The sequence below is a fragment of the Olivibacter ginsenosidimutans genome (assembly GCF_039542865.1).
Taxonomy (GTDB): Bacteria; Bacteroidota; Bacteroidia; order Sphingobacteriales; family Sphingobacteriaceae; genus Olivibacter; species Olivibacter ginsenosidimutans.
Genome location: NZ_BAABIQ010000042.1, coordinates 124,608 through 146,059, shown reverse-complemented (window position 1 = coordinate 146,059; position 21,452 = coordinate 124,608). Strand labels below are relative to the sequence as shown.

Sequence of the window (21,452 nt, the reverse complement as noted above, 5' to 3'; positions counted from 1 at the left end):
ATACAAAACTAAAGAAATTCGAGGTAAGGACAAATAGTTATTTAACGAGCATGTCCGAAAAGCCCAAGACTTTTCGGACACGCTCGTTTTCATTTCAGCTAATATTCACCTAGGTTGGCAACGGCTTTACTTCTGGCCAGTAGTTTGGCGCTTTCCGCCAATCTAATAAACTCTGCGCGGTAGCCTTCTTCATCAGTACCTTTCGCTGCTTTAGCCCGGGCAATAAGCCGATCATAGTCTGCTTGTTGTTTGTATTCAGAATTCCGTAAAAGCATTCCCAGTTCCGCTACGGCACTGGCAAAGCGAAAATCGGCACTGGCATGGTGGAAGTCAATGGGTTTATCAGCTATCGTAAGCTGTTCTAATTTGCTTTTTTGTCCGCCAGGTTCTTTATACCGAAACTTAACTTGGGCAATTTCATGGTTATAGGTATTATTTATCGGTTTGCTGTTTGTTTGGTACTTAAGTGGATCAACATTTCCCGCATAGTTGTCGCGAACACCAAAAGGCACGATTTCATAGTAAGCGGTAACGCTGTGTCCAACCCCCATATCGCCACCTATTTTCTGGTCATTGTTAAAGTCTTTGCTTTCAAGCAAACGATTTTCATAACCCAGTAAACGATAAGCCTGTACCTTAGCCGGATTAAATTCCACTTGTATTTTTACATCTTTGGCCACGGTAAAAAGTGTACCACCGAATTCGGTGATGATGGCTTTCCGCGCTTCCGAAAGGTTATCAATATAGGCATAATTGCCACGACCTTTGTCGGCCATGATTTCCATTTTACTGTCTTTGAGATTCACCATACCAAAACCTAGTATAGAGAGATTGATACCACTTTCGCGCTCTTCGGTAATCAGTTCTTCCATGTCTTCATCACTGGATGGGCCAACATTAAAGTCGCCATCAGAGGCTAAAATAATGCGGTTATTCCCTTCCTTGATGTACTGTTCCCGTGCTAATTTATAGGCCATCTTGATACCTGCACCACCAGCCGTTGATCCGTTGGCGGAGAGGTCGTCGATAGCATCTTTGATTTTCATCTTTTGATTACCTGGCGTACTTTCAAGCTTAATTCCTGCGGTGCCTGCGTAAGTCACGAGCGCGACCTTGTCTTTATCCCGTAGCTGATCGACTAGCATTTTGAGTGAAGTTTTTACTAAAGGTAGGCGATTGCTTTCCGCCATAGAGCCCGATACATCGATCAAAAAAACAAAATTTGAGGGAGGCAGCTTGTCGGTGTCCACTGATTTGGCCTTGAGGGCAACACGTAATAACTGATGTTGTGGATTCCAAGGAGCTTGGGAAAGTTCGGTGGAGATGGCAACCGGACGGTTATCCGAAGGACCCTTGAGGTCATACTGGAAATAATTGATCATCTCCTCAACGCGCACGGCATCTTTGGGTGGAAGTTCACCGTTATTGATAAAACGGCGTACATTGCTGTAAGAAGCCGCATCTACATCCACGGCAAAGGTGGATAGGGGTTCTTTAATCGGACTAGTAAAACCATTTTCTTTGATTTTCTGATACGTTTCTGTCGGACGAGGTTGCCCCCAGATGCGAACTTGATTAGATACAGTGACTCCCCTTGGTACGACGGCCATTCCATATGCACTGCTTCCCACTAGTCTGCTTTTTTTCTGTCTACCAGCTCCAACGACAACAACTTCATCCAACGCTTGATCAGCCGACTGGAGTTGAACATCCAAGGTATTGGATGGACCGATGGGAACGCGCGTCGTTTTGAATCCAATGTATTGGAACACGAGAAATTGGTCTTTTGAACTTATTGTGATTGTATAATGACCCTTTTGGTCTGTCATAACCCCCTTAGACGCGCCCTCAATAATAACCGAAACGCCGGGCAATGCCTGCTGGTCGGCTTGGCTGTAAACCGTTCCGCTAATAATGCGGTCGTTGCTGTTGGTAAAGCTTACCAGGCTAAAGAACAGCAGAAATAACATACTTGTTGCCTTCATCATATTGAATTTTGGCAAAGGATGCAAGGGGTGTTAAAATTCCATAAATCGGCTTTAAGTATGAGGCAATAATCTTTAGGCTTTAAGGAAAAGAATGTTGATTTTATGGCTTTTTAGGTTATGTGAATAGGATTAGTAATGATACCTACATTGTAGAATAATGATGGAGTCGTTGTCTATTCTATAGATTAATCGGTGTTCTAGTGTAATTCGCCTAGACCACCAGCCACTAAGATTATATTTTAACGGTTCAGGTTTTCCAGAACCGGCATAGGATGTTCCTTCTATTTCTTTCAGTAAACCGTTTATCTTTTTCAGCAGACTTTTATCTGTGTTTTGCCAATGCAGATAATCTTCCCAACCACCATCTAAGAAAATTTTCTTCATTCATCCAGTAGTTTACGTTCTTTTCCTTTACCTTGTTCATAAGCGGTGATTCCTTCCAGTAGTCTGGCGGCATTTTTCGGACTTTGTAACAAATAGAACGTTTCCTGCATGCTGTCATAATCTTCTTTGGATAAAACAACGACCTCTTTTCCTTTAGACCGGGTGACATATAGTGGGGTATGATCTTCTAAAACCTTATCTAAATAAAGTTTGAGTTGTTGCCTGAATAAGGTGTAGTTCGTGATTTCCATGGTATGATGCTAATATACAAATGTACAAAAATAATGGAAAGTACGTAAAATGGTACGTTTTTGATTTTTAACATTGTTTATTGCGGATTATTGAGAAATCTTTCTATCAAGGTTATGCAAAAGGTTTTTTTAAAATGACAGCAGTTTTTGTAAAACCTATTAATGTTCTATTTCGAAATATTGAAGTATAGCCCTGTAATTATCTTGTGCAGTAAGACAAGTATCTAACAGGTATTCTTTAATGTGTTTCCATTCATGTAAGCCCCGATAATAAAACACCTTTAAATCTTCATCTATAATAAAAGGTACAATAGTATTTGCAAGACATTCTTTGAACATAATCAGGCGACCAACACGACCGTTACCATCTTGGAAAGGATGAATAATTTCAAACTGATAATGGAAATCAATAATATCTTCAAAAGTTTTCTTTTCAATGCTGTGATAATTGGAAAGTAATGCCGCCATTTTTGTTGAAACTTCCTTAGGTGGACAAGTTTCATTACCTCCAACCTCATTCGGAAGCTGTTTATATGCTCCAACATTAAACCAATCTTTCCGACTGTCAGACGTTCCTGATTTCAATATAAAATGTAATTCCTTAATGAAAGATTCAGTCAGTTTGATTTTTGCTTTATCAATGATCAAATCGATACAACGAAAGTGGTTGGTGGTTTCGATAATATCATCAACGTTGATACTCTCTTTGGATGCTCCAATAGTATGCGTTTCGAAGATATATCGGGTTTGATCATGGGTTAATTTACTACCTTCAATACGATTTGAATTATACGTTAGGTCAATCTGTGTACGATGATAAATTCCTCCTTTCAGCCTCATATCCTTTTGCTCTTTGAGATGATTAAGTAAAGGATTTTTACTAAACTTCTTTTTATTTTCTTTTTCAGATATGCTTGCATCCTCTGGAATATTCCATGTTTTACCTGTAAGAAAAACCCCTTTAATTTTTCCTTTCGCACAGTAATTTCGCACAGTTCTTTCAGGAATATTCCATTTTTTTGCAAATTCACTTACTGAAATATAGTTCATTTTTTTGTTATAAATATCGTTATCGGCAAATATACGATAAATAAATATTGAAATTTTTGTGTTTTTTGCCGATAACGGCAATGATTAAAAGCTTCATTTCTGATGTGCATACGTTTAGTAAGGTTGTTTGTGCATCAATGGAGAATTAGGATAGCCTTTCTCTTGGCTATTTCCCCAAAAAGAACTATTTTAACACCAATATGCATTGGTTCAGCAATTCCAAAAAGTCAGCTCCAGAGGACGATGAGGCCTTAGTGGCCCGTTATCGTAAAACGGGCGATCTGGCAGTATTGGGCGAGCTTTTTCAACGACATGCAGAAATGGTATACTATGTATGTTTACGCTATTTGGAGGATAGTGAACGTTGTAAGGATGCCGTGATGCAGATTTTTGAGGAGTTGATTAGTAAAATTCATAAACAGGAAATTAAGAAATTCGTTACTTGGTTATATGTGTTAAGCCGTAACCATTGTTTGATGCAGTTACGCGCAGAAAAGAAAATACATCACGTTTCTATAGAAGAAATTATGGAATTTCCGATACGCATGCATCCTGATGACCGGAATGAAAAGGAACAACAATTGACTGCTTTGGAAAGATGCATGGAGCAACTATCCCGGCAACAGCAAAAAAGTGTGGATCTGTTTTTTCTGCAAGAAAAATGCTATAAGGAAATCGTTGAGTTGACGGGATATAGCTTAAAAGAAGTAAAAAGCTATATCCAGAATGGAAAGCGGAATTTAAAGATTTGTATGGAGAAGCACCGTGGACAGGAATAATAGAGACATAGCATTAATCAAGCGGTATCTAAAAGGCGAGTTAAATGCTCGTGAGATGCATGAACTGGAACGAAGAGCACAGCATGATCCTTTATTGATGGATTTGATGACGGGAATGGAAATAGGTGAGCCGCGGGAACATGAGGCTGCAATAGCGGCGATTCAACAACAGTTGCATCAACGGATTTCTCCTAGCGTTAAAGAAAGGAAATTACCAGGTGTTAGGTGGATGGCCGCTGCAACGCTTGTATTTGCACTTTTAGTTGTGGGGGTCTGGTTCTTAAAACGAGATCAGCCGACAGCTCCTGCTGTAGTACAGCATGCTCCACCAACAAGGGATCAACCAATCGTCAGCGAGCCCTATACCGTAGATTCTACACCACGAATTGCGGCAAATCCTCCTATGAAAAAAAGAGTAGCAGCATCTATTCCTGTCAAGAAACAAAAAGATGTACCGCAAATGACTGCTCGCAAAACGTTGGACAATAGTAAGATCGATACACCGACTTCAGTAGTAGCAGATCAAGCCATTGCTGCGCTGGTAAAAAAAGATAGTCAAGAAGGTCTGGCTGATCGGCCAGTAATAATTAGTGGGACGGTTACGGATCAGGTTAGCCGTGAGCCACTTCAAGGCGTTGTTGTAAATGGTATTCAAGGTAGTGCGACGCAAACTGATAGTAATGGCCGATTTGCATTGGCCGTACCTAAAGATAATCAACAGCTAGCGTTGTCCTATATCGGTTATGAACATCAACGGGTAAATGCTCAAGGAAGAGGAGAAGATAGCCTACTCATTGCGATGCAACCAGCCAACGAAGCCCTGAACGAAGTTGTTGTAGTTGGCTACGGGAAACAGCAAAAAAGACTACTAACGGGACGTGTGCAAGGTGCTCAAGCGAGCGCATCAACTGGGAAGGTAGCCATTGTTGAGGCTCGGAAAGTGACGGAACCACTCATTGGCTGGAGAGCATATAAAAAATATTTAGCCAAAGCAACTCAGGTTTCGACTGGCAATGAAGGTGTCGTAACAATTGCGTTCCACATCACTAAAGAAGGAAAACCAACTGATCTATTCGTTTTAAAGGGACTAAATGAAGAGCTCAATGAGCGGGCACAGGATATTATTCGAAAAGGGTCTGCCTGGAAGCAATTGCCAAACGATAGTACCTGGGTGAAATTAGAGGTCGTTTTTAAGTAGGATGATCTATACACCTATCCTATCATTTGGGATTAAAAGCAATGGTAATCTGTTGTTTTTGTTGATTACGGACAATAGTAAGGTTCAAGGATTTTTTAATCGTTGAGGAGGATAGAAATGATGAAAGCTCGTCCAGATCGTGAATAGTTGTACCTTCACAGCCAATGATCACATCTCCAGCTTGGAGTTGACTGCTTGCCAATGGAGAATTTTCGGGAATATGGACTACTAAAACGCCGGATCTATCCGATAATCCTGCGGCCGACTGTTCACCTAATGTTTCAATGTTTTTTAAGGTACTTTTTTGCCAAATAAAAATGCGATCTCTTTTCTCGGAATTATTGGTAGCAATCGAGGGAAAGATAGGTTGTTTAGCCAAGTTTTTCAATCGAGGGGTTTGGACGCCAACATGTGGCATGCTCATCTTTTTGAAGGGAAGCCCAACAGTATCCATCAAAGCAAAGTTACCCGTTTTGCTATTTACAAAATGAGGTTCAATAAGCTTTCCGTGTGCTTCAACACCTTTTTGCTGGTCTTTTTGTAGGTCTATAGATTGCGTATAGTAATTATAGTCTACGGTATCGCCCCAAGCATGGAGTTGGATATCTTGATGCGCCTGCATAACTAGGTTATTGCGAAAAACATCATGGCTATTTTTGAACCACACATGGGGATGAAAACCATTATTAATTAGGATGTTGTTATACACTTTGCGGTAAAATCCTTCCCGAAGCTTTAGTCCACCACTTAGGCAAAGGTTATCATAAATAGCATAATTTGTAGAGCCATCGTCTAAATCAATATCCCAGCCATGTTCACATTGAAAACGATTATTTCGAATAATTGTGGTTTTAATGGCGTCTAACTTTACCCAGTTTGGATGTGCCGCCACGATAGCATCCATGGTATTCCGGTTGGAATGCCAAAAGCGATCTCTTCCCCAGGAGTTGAATGCGCCATGATCACTGGTCTCCAGTACCGTCTGGAACACGTCGTTATAGGCCAGTACATGTCCACCCCAAGTGCCGTCGCCAATGTTAATACCGGCCCTAGGTACGCGGTATATGGTGTTATGAAACACTTTTATATTCGCAGACATCGAAATTTGAACCCCTGCCACTTGCTTTTCGATTAAACCAATATTACGGATTAAGTTATCGCTCACAGTACATTCGGCGGGATAGTTGTTCGTTTTCGGACCGGGGATGGTATCCATAGCAGTAGCTGGCACAACATCTTCGTAACGGAAAGCGGGTGAACGTACAGCATCCGGATCGCCAACGATGTTAATGCCTCCGGCACCAATATTTTCGATCAGATTGTCTGCAATGACAATATTGCGGTTATAATTGCTTACGAAAATAGCATTTCCGCCAAGGTTATAAAAATTAGCATGACGTATGATACAGCGTTCCACCCCATCTATTTTCACCGCTCCTTGCCGATAGATTGTCCAATCGCTTCGTAATAATGGTTCTTTGGTTTTCATAAAGGTTGGGGCGGTCTGTACAAAGTCAATCCCCTCGATTGTGATATCGTGAACCGGTTTTTGCGCACTGCCTTGTAACGTGATGATATTTTCTAAATTACTCGCTTCAAAGGTTACTTCTGTTAATTGCTGCCCCGGTTGGGGGTAGTAATAGAGGGTGTGCTGTATGCTATCCAGGTACCACTCTCCTGGACTATCCAGTTCTTCAAAAACATTTTCCACATACCGATAGGTGGGATGCATCGGACTGGGTCGGTTGTTTTGCCAACCACCAATTAATTGCAAGGTACTATCGTTCTTTTTCCCGCTTACCTGATAATGAAGGCCTCCCCAACGCCCTTGATGGAGGGCGTGCACATAAGCTCCGGCCGGATTTTTCCAGGTTTTTACCCGCTCCGGACTAATGGCATCTGCGGCATAACCGTTAAAAGGTAAAACAGAGGGGTCAAAATTTGGGTAACGCGCACAAATGAGTTTTTGGCCATCGGCAAACAGCTGCTTAAAGGAAGTGCCTATAGGAACGTTGGCTTTCCAGAGGTCTCCTTTATATTTTTGCCAAGAGAGCCTTAAGGCGCGCGCAGCACTAAATATGACCTGCTCGCCTCGAGCCGCCCGTATGGTATAGGGATGTTGGGTAGAGCCAGACTCTTCGGCAGTGAAAGTTAAGGGTTGGGTTAAGTAATAAGTTCCAGCGGTAATAATGATTTCTACTGCGCCCTTATATCCGGTTTTCCTTAATTGTATAACAGCTTCTTTCGCTTTTAAGGGAGAAGCATAAGGACTGTCTTTTGTCCCTTCGTTTTGGTCACTTCCGTCTATAGCGACATAGCGTTGCTTGGTTTGGCAAAATGCTCGTACAGTAAAACATTGGAGGTATATGCAGCAAATAAACAGACAAACCTTAAAGCACTTCATAAGAAGGAGATAGAGAAGTTATACAAATATCCTGATTGTTATAGGCTTTTCATTGCGTTTAATTGGCGAAGTATTGTGCAATTTTGGCATGAGTCATTAATAATGAGCTCATCAAAAATAATCGAACTCAGGTTATTAAATATTTTTCGGTAAGTTTGAATGATTAAACGAAAAACTGTAAAGTTAACAATCAGCAACAAAGAATCAACTAAACGAATAATCAATAACGAATAACCATGTCAAACATCGGAATGATTATTGAAGAAAGGCCAGCCGATATCGGAAACTTCCTAGTAGGCCGTTTACTTCCCTTTCGTGGAAAGCGAATGGTTGGACCCTACGTCTTCATTGATCATATGGGCCCCGCTGCCCTAAGCGATCATGAAAATTTTGATGTGCCGCCCCATCCACATATCGGACTTTCTACGCTTACTTATTTGTTTGAAGGAAATATTCTTCATCGAGACACTAGCCTTCACGTTGGTTCAGCTTAATCCCTTATACATGTGTCATACGGCCTACATTCGTATACCTATTCTTACTTTTTTCATTTTCCTTATAGGTGGTAAAGCATATGCTCAATCTAAACTCTTAAATGAGGAATTGAGTAATCTACCTTTCATTAAGGATAGCGTAGTAAAGGTTGATAAGCTGAATCGTATAGGTATGCTATACCATATGAAAAATCCGGACAGTTGTTTTTATTATGGCATGCAGGCGAAAGCACTTGCTACACATTTAAACTATGGTAAAGGAGAAGCTGAAGCGGATAATGTTATTGCGATTTCTCTTTTTGTGCGGAATATGTTTCAGGAAGGACTGAAATTGTATAGTAAAAGTGTATTGCCGAAATTTAAGAAATACGGCAATCAGGAGAATATCGTAGAAGCTACTATGAATATTTCCATAGCATATGCGAATCTGGGTGATCTTCCTCAAGGAAGAAAACTGGTGTCTGAGGCGCTGCAAATGGGGCAACACTTAGAGAAAGACAGTATCATGAGTTTGGTCTATCTAAACTATTGCATGATAAATCGGGGAAATTTGCCAGATAATACTGTCGATGATTATTTAAATAAGGCTACGGTTGTAGCAAACAAGTATCACGACGAACGTGCTAAGGTTGCAATAGCGCTGGTGCGAGCTGAGCAGCTTTTAAATAAAGGATTGGTTGATAAAGCCTTGCTATTGGTGAGACCATCTTTACAATTTACAAAAGATCAAGAGATGGATTTGCATGAAATCCATGCTTTGGATTTATATGCTGCTTGTTATCAGAACCAGCCTGATAGTGTGATCAAGATGTTTGATAGGATGTATGCGCTGATCCAAAAAGACGGATATGTTCACCTACGGTTAGCCGCACTTGAAGTAATCTGGCGAAATCAGGATGCACTACATAAGAAGATTGATCTAGATCATTTTCATCAGCTTACCGAAAAATCCATGATGGATATTAACCGAAACTTAACGCAATTTATTGGAGATTATATTAAATATAATGACTTAGAAAACAATAATCGACTATTAAAAGTAAATAATCAAACGAATCGTTATAAAATATGGTTCCTAATCGGATTGATACTAGCCCTTGTATTAGTGGCCATATTTGTTTATGTGCTGTATTTAAATTCACGCCGATATTCCAAACGACAGAAACAGTTAAATATGCGAATCATGGAACAAAGGGATTCGCTGTTGGCTGCAGATCGGTTCAAAAGCGAACTGGTTGCCATTCTAGCGCATGACTTTCGATCACCGCTTTCATCTATTGTAGGAATGATTGGTGTTATGCGTGATTTGACCGGTATGTCGGTTGAAGAGCAAAAGATTTTCTATAATGAGTTGGAACAAGAAACAACCGGTATGCTCCATTCCTTTGAGCGTATTTTGAAATGGATTCGACTGCAATTATCTGGACATCCCTTTTCCTTTGAGGCGGCAAACCTACACACATTGTTTGCAGAAGTAATCGTTGATTTTCAGAGAAGGTTACAAGAAAAACAAATCACGGTAAATAATCATGTTTCAATAAGTCTAGCGGTCGAAACGGACATTGAAGCTATTCAGTTCATCAATCGCAACCTATTGTCTAATGCCATTCGTTTTTCGCCGACATATGGAAAGATTAACCTTGAAGCGCAAGAGGATGAACAATCGGTTACAGTGAAGGTGATAGATGAAGGCCCGGGAGTCGATAACAAAATGCTGGATAACCTTTTTAAGGTATCTGACGTATTACCTCGAGGAGAAAGAGAAACAGGTATCGCTTTATCCATCAGTAAAGACTTTATTAGTCGCCTTGGCGGTCGTATATGGGTAGAAAAAAATCATCCAACAGGTGCTATCTTTTGTTATTCCATTCCTAAATCGCATCAAGACGCATTGCCTCATGATGGTCTTGTATAGATGGATGAATGGCTTAAGGTTTATTCTACTCGAAAAGTTATTTCGCGGTGTGCTAAACGCCCATTGATATCCAATCCTTCCACCGTAATGCGGTAAATACCCGGTTCATCTGCTGTGTAGAAGGAGAAACGTCCAGGCACATTTTTGTCCGCAATAATATCGGGTTGCCAATCGATTGTCGTTCGCGTGTCGCTTATAGATCCATCTGCTATTTTACTATAATCGGGTGCTTGAAAATTGCGGATGGCATAAAATCCCTGTGGACTAAAGGTCGTGATTCCGGGGCTATACAAATCGTGATCCGTTGCCCGCGGTTGATCTCCTCTTCTGGTCGTGATAATGAGCACTCCATTAGCACCATACATCCCATAAATACTGGTGTTTCCTACCGTTCTTAAGACCTCAATAGAAGCCACATCAAACGGATTAATGGTATTTAAGGTAAAAGCATCTACATACATACCGTCTAACACCACTTGCATCGGCCTATTCGGCGAACGAGTACTATAGGGAACACCTCCACGAAAAATAACACCTGTTAAACGCCCTTGAAGACACATATCCAACGAAGGGCAGCTACTCATGAAAAGTTCATCACCACTAATCACTTGGTCGGCATGACCCGCGCCATTCAAGTTGGAAGAATACTTTGCCGGACTTTCTTTTTTCTCGTTTACTTTTACTTCTTCCAATAGAATGCTATTGCCATCAAATCCGCCTTCTTGTAATTCATCCAGCGATTGGCGGTTACTGCGCGTTGTGCTATCCTGTGATGCATTGGGTTTGATTTTTATTTCCGATGCGTTCTTTGCTTCGGCAAGCTCTTGATTGGGACTTTCATCCAACTTGATGTTGACGTTTTTCCGGCCTTTGGCATCTCTGGCCTGCACAATAAACTCAGGCTGATTATAAAAGAGAATTTTATCAAAGCTAAACCGGCCCTCAGCGTTGGTCAATGTATCTAATACCGCGGTAGCGTTTTGTAGGGAAACCAATGTAACCTTAGCCTGCGGTAAGGGCTTTCCCTCAGCGTTGGTGATCGTTCCACTGATTTTTAATTCCTTTTCTGGTTTATAGGCGTTTTCTGGAAATTTTCCCGCTCGAATATCCTGCCAGAAATGACGGTGTAACGGTAAGCATAGCATACGGTTGTCTATTTGTTCGGGTGTTAAGGGAACATCGGTGAAGGGTAGCGCAGGCGATTGGTAGGTGTTGTTATTGAACCAAAGAGTAGAAAAGATGTTATCCTGTCCACTCGGTATTTTGGATATATTGACAACAGCCGCCGAAAAAGTACCAATAGTGGAATCGCGCTGGTTTTTTGTGCTGAACTGAACATCAACCTTTTCCCGCGGATGATATAACTGCTTGTTGGTCTGTAAAGATAGGTTTAAGCTATCGGATGGATGCGCAATAAATAGTGCGCGCTCGGCCAAAAAGTGCATCCCTTCATCCAATACCGTAAGTCGGATAACGCCGGAAGGTAGTTTGTCCTTCGGGATACTAAATGCAAATTCGGGGTGGGTCAGTTGGTGTTTGGCGGCATAGAACACCATGCCATTGTTTTGTGCTATTAACGTCAGTGTTTGTTGTTTGACAGCTGATGCCTGTGTGGTAACCTTCGCCTGAACACGTTCGTCGGTAAAGTTATTGACGGCTAAACTGAATCCTGCCGTTTGGATTTGCGGTAGTTGTGCACGCAAGGTATCTCCCTTATGGAGCGGGATAACCGCTGTATATACTTTCCCTGCTTGGGGTATTAGCGAGAAGTTACCTATTCCCGAGCTATCGCTTGCAAAGTTAAGTAGTTCTTGGCCATCACTTTCCAGGTAACCCTTTACCGGATACGGCGTATCTGCTAATGCCGATTGAAAGCCAACCTTGCTAGTGATACCGCTGATTAACGATCCGCCCTCCGGATAAAACTGCACGGTTGGTCTTTTGCTGCCCATTTGTATGGCAATTGTTTTGACAATGGGCGGTCGATTACCGTTTTCAATCGTGAGGTGGAGCTTGCTACTTCCTGTATTTTTTCGATGCCCATTCTTGGGAAATTTAAGGCTTAATGTTCCGCCCTCATCAATCATACCTTTACCATGTACACTATTTTTAGCATCCAGCCGGATGGTATAATCTACTTGACGGGATGCAATGGGCTTACCATGGATATCATGAAAATGGAGCGTACCCAGTATCGTATCTTGATCGGTTTTTAGGGATTGAAAATTAGCGACTGCAAAAACACCTTGAGAAAGGGAATCGGTAATGTTGATCGTTTTATGAAAAAAGAGCGTTTCATCAAAATTCCGCATCCAATTGGTATAAGCACGGATATGATAGGTACCCCCTGCAAGCGTTCCCGGTAATTTGAAATCCCCCATGGATAAGCCTGATATAACCGGTAATCTCCTGGATTGGACAACCTCCTGTTGCTCATTTAGCAGCTCTACATATATGATTTTGCTAATGGCGGATAAGAAATTGAATTGGCTTACCGTAATGTAGGCTTTAAACCAGATATCTTCTCCAGATTGGTAATAAGATCTATCGGTATGTAGGTAGACACGTTCTTGCGGATAATTTTTCTGATAGGTTTCTAGCTTACGCAATAAGCGATCGAGCGCATCTGTCGTATCCTGTTTCTGTTGCGCCCAGCTGACCAAGGGTAGCAAAAAGCAGAGCAAAACGTATAGTCGCCTTTTCATGTCGCGTGGAATTCATCGTTAAGGTGTAACAAATGATGTAGCATAAAGTTTTTGGAAGGATTGGGGTTTTAACGAAGCAAGGTAGTTGTTAAAAAGAAGGTTTATTTTAGACATTTTTTATTTTTTGCGATACTTTTTTCCGCAAAAAGTATCCAAAACCGACCGAAGGGAGTTCATGAACACTTTTTAAAGTGGATAAGTAGTGAATAAACTCATCGCTTGGAACTTTGCTTCATTGGTAGTGCATCAACCTGCAAACCGCAAATTTCCTAGGCAATATCTAAAGCAGAACGGAGATGCGCTGCAAGCAGGCAGTAAAGTAATTACATCCGTAAACCGTTGAAATAAAACAAGGTAATACGTAAGGTTTAAAGCACTTACCGCTGGGCTTCGAAAAAACCGCCTCCAAAATTTACATCTTGTAGCGGGAGGCACTACCGTTTCTGTAAATTTTGAAGCGGGAGCTTTTTTTGTTACTTTTTTTCGCGGTGACCACGAAGTAGCATGAGTACCTTTAAAACAAACGACATACGAATAAAAAAAGTAAAATTAAAACCTTCTTTTAATAACAGCAAAAAACCATTGCTTGAGTTATTTTAAGATAATTATTTTGTAAAACGACAAATTATCCTTACATTTGGATAAAATGTCGCAAATAAAATGAGTCAAAAAAAGGTAAAGACAGCCTGGAATGTTACGTCGCTCTTGGGGGGGCAGGAAGTGCTTAGCACCAGCATCAAGACGGAGTTTGACCTGATTGCCCTGGGTAATCAAGGCCTTACCAAAGCATCACTTGATGCCTTGGTAACCTTTTTGGGTATACCGAAGAAAGCCTTTGTGGAAGGAATGCTCGATATGTCGGTAAAGACCATTGAACGAAAGAAGGAGGGGGATTTACTCGATCGTCATACTTCTTCCCATCTGATTGAGATTGCCAAGGTGGTAGCCCATGCGGTGGAGGTCTTTGAAGATGAAGACAAGGTGCGTGACTGGCTGGCAAAGACTAATCGCTCTCTTAATGGCATGCGTCCATTGGAATTATTTGCTATGCCTACTGGTTTAGCATTAGTTAACACCGTACTCGGACGTATTGAAGAAGGGGTGTATTCCTGATGCTGTTATACCGAATCGCCCAATCGAAGCAGCGTACTACCGACCTTTCAGGAAGGGGAGCTTATACATTTGGCGGGCGCTGGAACAACCCGGGTACCTACCTTTTATATACGAGTGAAAACAGCTCATTGGCTTACCTCGAAAGTCTGGTGCACTTTGATCCAGACATCATCCCTCCCCGATTGTATATCTTAGGTATTGAAGTGAGCGGCAGCCCCGATCTGATCTACACCGTACCGGACGCTGGCTATCCGAAAGACTGGATGAAGCTGGGTAACCTGGAGAATAAGCGCTTAGGAGACAAGTGGATGCGAGAGGCCAAGTACGTAGGCATACGTGTACGCTCCGCTGTCAATCCCAAAGAATTTAATTGTTTATTGAATCCACTTTTTCCGCATTATCCTAGTTTGGTAAAGGTGGTTTCGGTAGAGCGTCTACCCGTAGATAACCGCTTGATTCATATTAAGATGAATTAACGTGAAGTACTTATTGTTAACAGGGGTTGAAGAACAGGGGTAGCTAATTTAGATACCGTAAATTGTTTAATCCTCGGTTCTCCTTGGGCAGTATGGATCATTAATCGCACCTTAGGCGTTTTGACCGTTTCAAAAACCTGTAGGCGTTTATGGCCAACAGATGTTCCTTCGGCGACGGTTTTCCAAGCATGATCAATCCAAGCCTGCACTTCATAACGTCTAATGCGTTCACCAAAGCGGATATCCTCCATAATTTCGACCTGATTGATTTCATGGCTTTGACCGAGATCTAACTCGAAACTTTTGCCGTTCTTATTGCTTAGCCCTCCGATGTTTGTTCGTTTTATCCCTTTAAGGATAGATCCGAATGCCGATAGGCGCGTGTAGTCTTCTTGTGGAACCAGTCCACTCGTATCGATCACGATACCCAAAAGCATATTGCTATTTCGGCCAACACTGGTATAGTAAGCTTGCAATAATGCATCCGTTGAAAGCATTTTTTGGCCATCGGCTTTCCAGAACCAACCTCCTTGCCATCCCGTGCGTAACGGAAAATCAGCTTCCCCAGGACACCAGATTTTTCCTTCTGGATTGCCATTTATACTGTCGATTTTTATCGTACCAGTAGCTGACGTCGTAAAGTCGGATCTGCTCCAGTTGGGATACGGCGCTTTTCCTTCTTCATTACCCACCCAGCGGATCAAATTTTTCGCATCGCTTGGCCCTTGAAAAATCACTGCATTGGGTTGCAACTTTTTAAGCAACGGTGCTAAATCCGGACCGCCGGCCTCTACAGGCAAAACACCTCCATCAAACCAGATTTCAAATAGGTTGCCATAATTAGACCAAAGTTCTGTTAATTGCTGTTTCACAATAGCGTTATATTGCTGCTGGGTAACTGGACTTCCTTTTTGTACCTTGCCGGGGTTGTCGACATACAAGTAGCCATTGGCCGAAGCACTTGCGTAAATGCCAGGCTTTAACCCATATTTTTTACAAGAGGCAATAAAGTCTCTTACAATGTCGCCCTTGCCGTTTTTCCAAGGGCTCGATTTTACACTGTAGTCGTGCGCTGCTGTTGGCCACAAGCTAAAGCCAGAACAATGCTTGGCTACTAATACGGCGTAGGTTGCGCCAGCCGACTTTGCAGCCTGAACCCACTGATCGGTATTTAATTTGCTTGGATTAAAAATCTTGGCACTTGGATGAGTACCCCAGTTCCGCCAATCGTAATCTGGTTCGAAGTTAACCAGATCTAAATGAAAAATAGCCCCCACTTCGGCGTCTGCCCAGGCCACGTGTGCAGGACTTGGAAGAACATCTGTATTTTGCGCATTAGCATAGAAACGAGCAAATAATAAGCATAGGAGTGTTAAAAAGTGTTTCATGTTGATTTCGATTATAAGAGGGTGTCTTTCTCTTTTGTCAAAGGACAAATGTAGTAGGAGACACCCTCGTTTAACAAATTTTATTCCCAGCCGGGGTTTTGCGTTAAGTTCGTGTTTAAACTAAGTTCTTGTAAGGGTATGGGGAACAAATACATTTTATCATTCCATGTACGATGCTCGATGTTAGTATAAATACGGATATAATTGTTTTTATTAACGACAACGCCATTTACTTGGGAGGCAGGATATTTTGCGCGCAGTTCAGGTGTTAGCTTCATCCCGAGAATAGTTTCTGGCTTTTCGATTTGTTTGCCTGCTTTCCAGCGTAATAGGTCGTCAAAACGGAAACCCTCATCGGCCAGTTCAACCCGACGTTCTCGCCTAATTTCATTAATTAATACCGGTACGTCAGGAAAGTCGGCATTCGGATCTTGTTGTAGCTTATTAATTTCCATATGTGGCATACCAACGCGATCGCGAAGCAGGTTAATACTGATGTTAATATCTGTTTGTGTCGCTTCGCCCAACTCAGCTTTAGCTTCTGCGTAGATAAGCAAGGTTTCTGCATAACGGAAAATAAAGAAGTCTAAGGTTGATTGATTGGCTGTCCACATATTCGGATCAGAACTGCGGCCTTTGACGAGCTGATAACCAGTATTTGCAGCATTCGTGCCGATTCTAGGCAAATTGATGATGTCTTGCGAACCATCGCTATTTAGGAAGAATACAAATCCTTTAGTCGCAATCGTTTGACGCGCACGTGGATCGCGGTTTGCGAACTCATTTTCAGGTGTGTCGTCGCCTTTATAGCGATCGCTTAAGGCCGTAGGCAGTCCATCGGTGCAGAGATATGACTGTACAAAATTTTTGCTATAGCCTGTTCCTGACTCGCCCAATTGCCGATCGGAGTTATTCATCAATATGCTTTGGAGATAACGCATAGGGAGGATAGCTTCTGGATTTCCCGATAGCTCTTGTTGAATAAATAGATTATAATAGTCATTTTCGGTATCCCCGGTACTATATAGACTGTACTTGCCCGAATCCATAATCAATTGGGCAGCCGCAACCGCTTCTCTCAGATACTTTTCGCTTCCGTCTACATTAAAATATTTTCTGCGTGTACCTTCCCATAGGCATATACGGGCCTTAAGGGCAGAGGCAGCAAACTTATTTATCCTGCCATCGGAGACGTCCGCCGGAATGTGATCTACAGCAAAATCAAGGTCCGTTAACACTGAATCCATTACCGTTTCACGTGGTGTACGAGGAGCATAAAGCTCGTCACTTTGATCATTTAAATCTTCACTATACCACGGAACGTCACCGTATCTTTTCGATAAGGTCCAATAGAAAAGGGCCCGAAAAAAGCGGACTTCACCCGCATATTGATCTTTTATTTCTTGGCTGGCTTCGGCGTTTTGGTAGTGATGTAGAAAATAATTAACATTTCGAATATTACTCCAGTCATAATCTGCATCGGTTGTCGGAACAACATATTGGCCGGCTAAAAATGTATTAATGCTATTCGGTACCTTATCGTCCGATTGATTATCCTGCATAAAACTCTGGATAGGAAGTGAAGGATAAAATTGATTGGCATAGAGCTGTAAATCATTTTCATTCTTAAAAAACGTAGGCTCTGAAATGGCCGACAAGGGGACTCTATCCAAGTAGCTATCGGGTTTGCACGATTGCCATAACAAAGGGAACACTAGAAAAGTCGAAATTCTTATTATGAGCGTTTTCATCCTGTTTTGTATTAATAAATGTTGATCAATCGAGTTCATTAAAAGCCAAATTGAATACCAAAGGCCAAGGATTTCTCCTGAGGAGCATCTTGGAAATTAAGCACTTCGGGGTCGAAGGCATCAAATAGACTGGTAAACGTGAAAAAGTTTTGTGCCGTTACATAAGCTCGTATGCGATTAAGTTTTATCTTTTGGCTAATGGTTTTAGGCAAGGTATAACCTAATGTTATTTGTTTTACCCGCAAATAGGCGGCATTTTGGAGATACTTCGTTTGTGCCTGCGCATTACCACCGTTACCAAATCTCAATCGTGGAAAATAGGCGTCTTGATTTTCTGGCGTCCAATAATCTGTTGCATACACAAAAGGCACATTCCATTCGCTGGTAAAACCCCAGAATGCGCTATTTGCTATCCAAATATCGCGTTTACCGATACCTTGTAAAAAGGTGGTAAAATCGAAGTTCTTATAGTTTAAACCAATATTAAAGCCGATGGAATAGCGTGGGGTTGAGTTGCCAATAACCTTTTGGTCACCAGGGTTGGCAACGGTGCTGGTACCTCGGTCAATTTTACCGTTACCATCATGGTCCACATATCGAATATCTCCAGGTCTCCAAGTGCCGTTCCATATTTGTGATTGATCAGGAGCGTGGTCTATTTCATCTTGGCTAGTAAAGAAACCGGCTGTTTCAAAGCCCCATATTTCACCTGCTTCGCGACCTTCGTACCATTGGTCGTTGCTGAAGACTTTATTAGGGTTAAGGGGAAACTTGGTTAGTTTGGAATGATTATCCGCTAATGACAATAACAAGTCATACGAAAAATCATCGCCAATGCGATCATTCCAACTAAGGCTCAGTTCCCATCCTTTGGTGACTAATAATCCGGCATTTTGCGCAGGGGGATCTGTGCCGAGCGTGGCAGGTAGCGGTACTCCATTTACTAACATATCGCGGGTTTTACGCTGATAGATGTCAAATGTACCATTTAGCCTATTGTTGAGGAAGCCAAAATCAACTCCAATATTGGTAGTAGCTGATTTTTCCCAAGTAAAATTGGTACTCACTAAATAAGGCGAGCCAACACTTACCCCTGTTTGGTTACCAAAAATATACCCAATACTATTGTTGATGGGCATTGTGGGTAGGTAAGGATAAAAATTTGCTGTACTGGATAGCGCATCTTGATTAAAACCTTGATTAGGTAATTCACCATAAGAGGCCCGTAGTTTTAAATCGCTTAACACCGATTTTGTTCCAGCCATAAAATCTTCTTCAGAAATTCGCCATCCGGCAGATACGGAGGGGGTAAATACATAGCGCGTATTGGCTGAAAAGCGAGATGAACCGTCATAACGGCCGTTAACTTCGAGTAAGTATTTATTGTTATAAATGTAGTTTAAACGGAATACAGTGCCAAAGAGCGCCCATTCATTTTCGTATCCAGTAATACTTGGCCGAGGATCATTATTTAAATTGATGGCTGGAAGTGTTGGATCGACTAAATTATTGGCATATACCTGCATGAACTTATAATGGCTACGCTCTCGGTTAAGTCCAATCATGGCTTTGAAATAATGCTTTTCTGCGAAGGTATTTTCGTAGGTTGCAAAAGCATTAAGGGCAAAATAGTTATTGTTGTCTGTGCCTTCGGTGAGTGAAGACGGAGTGGTCCATGGATAGGTACCCAATAATACACCATCTACACCGTATTCCTTGAAAGGTATTTGGTGAGTTTGGTTAAAGTTACTGTAGGCATTCCATGTATAATCGGCGTTGACGGTAATATGATCTACGGGTTTCAATTCTATTCCACCTGTTAGCCAGATGTCATTCGTATAGGTTTTTCTTCTTCCATTTTGCAGGGCTACGGCAAAAGGATTGGTAAAGCTTCCCTGGCCCGAGAAATTGCCATCGGGATGCCGTACAGGCATTACGGGGCGTAAATCGCCCGAAATCCATCCACTGGTAGTGCCTCCAGTATTGGTTCCTGATGCTTCGTCATCGCTGATATGGCTCATGGCAAAATTACCTTTCAGGGTAATCCAGTCGGCTACTTTTGAATTAACTTTGAGTGTTGGATTTAAACGTTGATATTTTTGGTCAGCGGCCTTAAATAATCCTTCTTGACCAAGATAACCTAGCGAGGCTAACATGGAAGTGGCACCCATACCACCTTGTAAGGAGAGATTATGTCGTTGCATAGGTGCCCATCCGGGATATTGTTCTTTAATCCAATCGGTATTGCCTACATAACGGTATTTTGCTGGGTTTGCTGGATCAACGTAAACCGGCAAGTTATTTACCGGATCATTGAAATAAGCTGCCGTTCGGATAGAGTCTTCTTCTGTAAAAATTTCAGTAGCCGTGACACCACCATCTTGTCCGTTGCGGTTCGCTTCTCGATGCATACGTATATAATCAACGGAATTAATGTATTTAGCCATTTTCGTTGGCCTACCTAAGGTGTATTCGCCTGAATAATTAATTTGTGGTTTCTGATTAACTGGGTTCTTGGTTTGGATAAGGATGACACCATAAGCTGCCCGACCACCGTAAATAGCCGAAGCGGCTGCGTCTTTTAATACTGTAACGCTTTCTACGTCGGTGGGGTCGATGGAATTTGGATCACGTTGTGCACCATCGACCAAAATCAAGGGTCCGCTAGCAGTAGACCCGTCACTGGAAATGGTTCCAATGCCACGAACATTGAATGATGAACCTGTTCCAGGTTTTCCATTGGCTGATGTAATGTTAAGGTTGGGAACAAGACCTTGCAGTCCTTGACCCAGGTTGGCTACCGGTCGATTAGCCAGTTTCTTTGCATCAACAGAGGCAACAGCCCCTGTTAGGTTCTCCTTTTTTTGAGAACCAAATCCCACAACCACAACCTCTTCTAATGCTTCTTGATTCTCTTTCAACACAATCGTTAGTGGACTATTGGATGCGGGTGCCTCTTGGCTAATGTAGCCTAATAAGTTGAACACGAGTACCGATGATGCATTACTTAGTTTTATACTGAATGCGCCATTTTCGTTAGTAGATGTGCCATTTTTCGTGCCTTTTTCAATTACACTTACACCAGGTAAAGGCTGTTTGTTTTCATCGGTCACTAAACCGCTAATCGTTATCTGTGCTATTTTGCTTGGCGGAAGTGCTGTCTTTGTACCCGTTTTAATCAGGATCGTTTTTTCTTCGATTTGGTATTGCAAAGGTTGTCCAGCAAAAATTTGAGCTAATGCCTGATCCAGAGGCGAATGCGTCAACGTTACGGTGACCGGTTTAGCCTCCCTTAAGATACGGGCATTATACAACAGTTGATACCCGCTTTGCTTTCTTATTTCGGTAAGTACCGTTTTAAGTGGTTGGTTTTTTGTTTGTAGCGTAATTTGTTGAGATAACGCATAGGCGGGAAATTGTAAACAGGTTAGGAAAATGATTAGTGCACTTAAATTCATCCATTGAAAAATCTTCCTGTGTTGACAAGGATGGGCGCATTTCTGCTGCATGATGCAAAGAAATGCTTTACATAATGTAATCAATTGCATACATTTGT

At 41.9% G+C, this 21,452-nt stretch carries 14 protein-coding genes and 1 pseudogene; 6 read left to right on the top strand and 9 right to left on the bottom strand.

The window, feature by feature from the left end; translation table 11 throughout:
* Positions 1 to 98: 98 nt before the first annotated feature.
* From ABD930_RS17250 to ABD930_RS17235, 4 genes are all read right to left on the bottom strand, one after another.
* Positions 99 to 1,988 (bottom strand): vWA domain-containing protein, encoded by a 1,890-nt coding sequence (locus ABD930_RS17250; protein ID WP_345233498.1) that lies wholly within the window; start codon positions 1,986 to 1,988, stop codon positions 99 to 101.
* 129 nt (positions 1,989 to 2,117) lie between these two features.
* A complete protein-coding gene (locus ABD930_RS17245; RefSeq protein ID WP_345233496.1) occupies positions 2,118 to 2,372 on the bottom strand; it encodes a Txe/YoeB family addiction module toxin in 255 nt (84 codons plus the stop codon).
* Positions 2,369 to 2,623 carry a type II toxin-antitoxin system Phd/YefM family antitoxin gene (locus ABD930_RS17240; RefSeq protein ID WP_345233494.1) on the bottom strand — a complete coding sequence of 85 codons (255 nt, stop codon included), beginning with the start codon at positions 2,621 to 2,623 and terminating at the stop codon, positions 2,369 to 2,371. Before ABD930_RS17240 ends, ABD930_RS17245 begins: the two co-directional genes overlap by 4 nt.
* 159 nt (positions 2,624 to 2,782) lie before the next feature.
* Positions 2,783 to 3,673 carry a Fic family protein gene (locus ABD930_RS17235; protein WP_345233492.1) on the bottom strand — a complete coding sequence of 297 codons (891 nt, stop codon included), beginning with the start codon at positions 3,671 to 3,673 and terminating at the stop codon, positions 2,783 to 2,785.
* Between the two features lie 200 nt (positions 3,674 to 3,873).
* Here ABD930_RS17235 and ABD930_RS17230 point away from each other — a divergent pair, with 200 nt between their 5' ends.
* Positions 3,874 to 4,452: an RNA polymerase sigma factor gene (locus ABD930_RS17230; RefSeq protein WP_345233490.1), complete on the top strand. Its 579-nt coding sequence runs from the start codon at positions 3,874 to 3,876 to the stop codon at positions 4,450 to 4,452.
* Positions 4,439 to 5,650, top strand: a complete 1,212-nt coding sequence (locus ABD930_RS17225) for a TonB family protein (RefSeq protein WP_345233487.1) — start codon at positions 4,439 to 4,441, stop codon at positions 5,648 to 5,650. Before ABD930_RS17230 ends, ABD930_RS17225 begins: the two co-directional genes overlap by 14 nt.
* Positions 5,651 to 5,672: 22 nt before the next feature.
* Here ABD930_RS17225 and ABD930_RS17220 read toward each other — a convergent pair whose 3' ends face one another.
* Entirely contained in the window at positions 5,673 to 8,054 is a 2,382-nt protein-coding gene (locus ABD930_RS17220) for a PDZ domain-containing protein (protein ID WP_345233485.1), read from the bottom strand.
* 236 nt (positions 8,055 to 8,290) lie between these two features.
* Here ABD930_RS17220 and ABD930_RS17215 point away from each other — a divergent pair.
* Positions 8,291 to 8,524: pseudogene (locus tag ABD930_RS17215) on the top strand (pirin family protein); the annotation flags it as partial.
* A gap of 34 nt (positions 8,525 to 8,558) precedes the next feature.
* Positions 8,559 to 10,463 carry a sensor histidine kinase gene (locus ABD930_RS17210; RefSeq protein ID WP_345233483.1) on the top strand — a complete coding sequence of 635 codons (1,905 nt, stop codon included), beginning with the start codon at positions 8,559 to 8,561 and terminating at the stop codon, positions 10,461 to 10,463.
* A gap of 20 nt (positions 10,464 to 10,483) precedes the next feature.
* Here ABD930_RS17210 and ABD930_RS17205 read toward each other — a convergent pair whose 3' ends face one another.
* A complete protein-coding gene (locus ABD930_RS17205) occupies positions 10,484 to 13,168 on the bottom strand; it encodes a TonB-dependent receptor plug domain-containing protein (RefSeq protein WP_345233481.1) in 2,685 nt (894 codons plus the stop codon).
* 660 nt (positions 13,169 to 13,828) lie between these two features.
* Between ABD930_RS17205 and parS the strand changes: the two genes are divergently transcribed.
* On the top strand, positions 13,829 to 14,281 hold the full coding sequence (parS, locus tag ABD930_RS17200; protein ID WP_345233477.1) for a type II RES/Xre toxin-antitoxin system antitoxin: 453 nt from the start codon (positions 13,829 to 13,831) through the stop codon (positions 14,279 to 14,281).
* Positions 14,281 to 14,757 carry an RES family NAD+ phosphorylase gene (locus tag ABD930_RS17195; RefSeq protein ID WP_345233474.1) on the top strand — a complete coding sequence of 159 codons (477 nt, stop codon included), beginning with the start codon at positions 14,281 to 14,283 and terminating at the stop codon, positions 14,755 to 14,757. Before parS ends, ABD930_RS17195 begins: the two co-directional genes overlap by 1 nt.
* Here the strand turns inward: ABD930_RS17195 and ABD930_RS17190 are convergent.
* From ABD930_RS17190 to ABD930_RS17180, 3 genes are all read right to left on the bottom strand, one after another.
* The gene (locus ABD930_RS17190) at positions 14,754 to 16,145 is read right to left on the bottom strand and encodes an alpha-L-fucosidase (protein WP_345233472.1); all 1,392 of its coding nucleotides are present in this window, start codon (positions 16,143 to 16,145) and stop codon (positions 14,754 to 14,756) included. The genes ABD930_RS17195 and ABD930_RS17190 overlap by 4 nt on opposite strands.
* An 80-nt stretch (positions 16,146 to 16,225) precedes the next feature.
* Positions 16,226 to 17,896 (bottom strand): RagB/SusD family nutrient uptake outer membrane protein, encoded by a 1,671-nt coding sequence (locus ABD930_RS17185; protein WP_345233470.1) that lies wholly within the window; start codon positions 17,894 to 17,896, stop codon positions 16,226 to 16,228.
* A 38-nt stretch (positions 17,897 to 17,934) separates the two neighbouring features.
* Positions 17,935 to 21,405, bottom strand: a complete 3,471-nt coding sequence (locus ABD930_RS17180) for a TonB-dependent receptor (protein ID WP_345233468.1) — start codon at positions 21,403 to 21,405, stop codon at positions 17,935 to 17,937.
* Positions 21,406 to 21,452: the final 47 nt, after the last annotated feature.

Bases quoted from the DNA above. Each gene is read 5' to 3' on its own strand.
- ABD930_RS17185 (WP_345233470.1), bottom strand. From the start codon at position 17,896: ATGAAAACGCTCATAATAAGAATTTCGACTTTTCTAGTGTTCCCTTTG.
- ABD930_RS17190 (WP_345233472.1), bottom strand. From the start codon at position 16,145: ATGAAACACTTTTTAACACTCCTATGCTTATTATTTGCTCGTTTCTAT.
- ABD930_RS17240 (WP_345233494.1), bottom strand. From the start codon at position 2,623: ATGGAAATCACGAACTACACCTTATTCAGGCAACAACTCAAACTTTAT.
- parS (WP_345233477.1), top strand. From the start codon at position 13,829: ATGAGTCAAAAAAAGGTAAAGACAGCCTGGAATGTTACGTCGCTCTTG.
- ABD930_RS17210 (WP_345233483.1), top strand. From the start codon at position 8,559: ATGTGTCATACGGCCTACATTCGTATACCTATTCTTACTTTTTTCATT.
- ABD930_RS17220 (WP_345233485.1), bottom strand. From the start codon at position 8,054: ATGAAGTGCTTTAAGGTTTGTCTGTTTATTTGCTGCATATACCTCCAA.
- ABD930_RS17245 (WP_345233496.1), bottom strand. From the start codon at position 2,372: ATGAAGAAAATTTTCTTAGATGGTGGTTGGGAAGATTATCTGCATTGG.
- ABD930_RS17230 (WP_345233490.1), top strand. From the start codon at position 3,874: ATGCATTGGTTCAGCAATTCCAAAAAGTCAGCTCCAGAGGACGATGAG.
- ABD930_RS17205 (WP_345233481.1), bottom strand. From the start codon at position 13,168: ATGAAAAGGCGACTATACGTTTTGCTCTGCTTTTTGCTACCCTTGGTC.
- ABD930_RS17195 (WP_345233474.1), top strand. From the start codon at position 14,281: ATGCTGTTATACCGAATCGCCCAATCGAAGCAGCGTACTACCGACCTT.
- ABD930_RS17180 (WP_345233468.1), bottom strand. From the start codon at position 21,405: ATGCAGCAGAAATGCGCCCATCCTTGTCAACACAGGAAGATTTTTCAA.
- ABD930_RS17250 (WP_345233498.1), bottom strand. From the start codon at position 1,988: ATGATGAAGGCAACAAGTATGTTATTTCTGCTGTTCTTTAGCCTGGTA.
- ABD930_RS17235 (WP_345233492.1), bottom strand. From the start codon at position 3,673: ATGAACTATATTTCAGTAAGTGAATTTGCAAAAAAATGGAATATTCCT.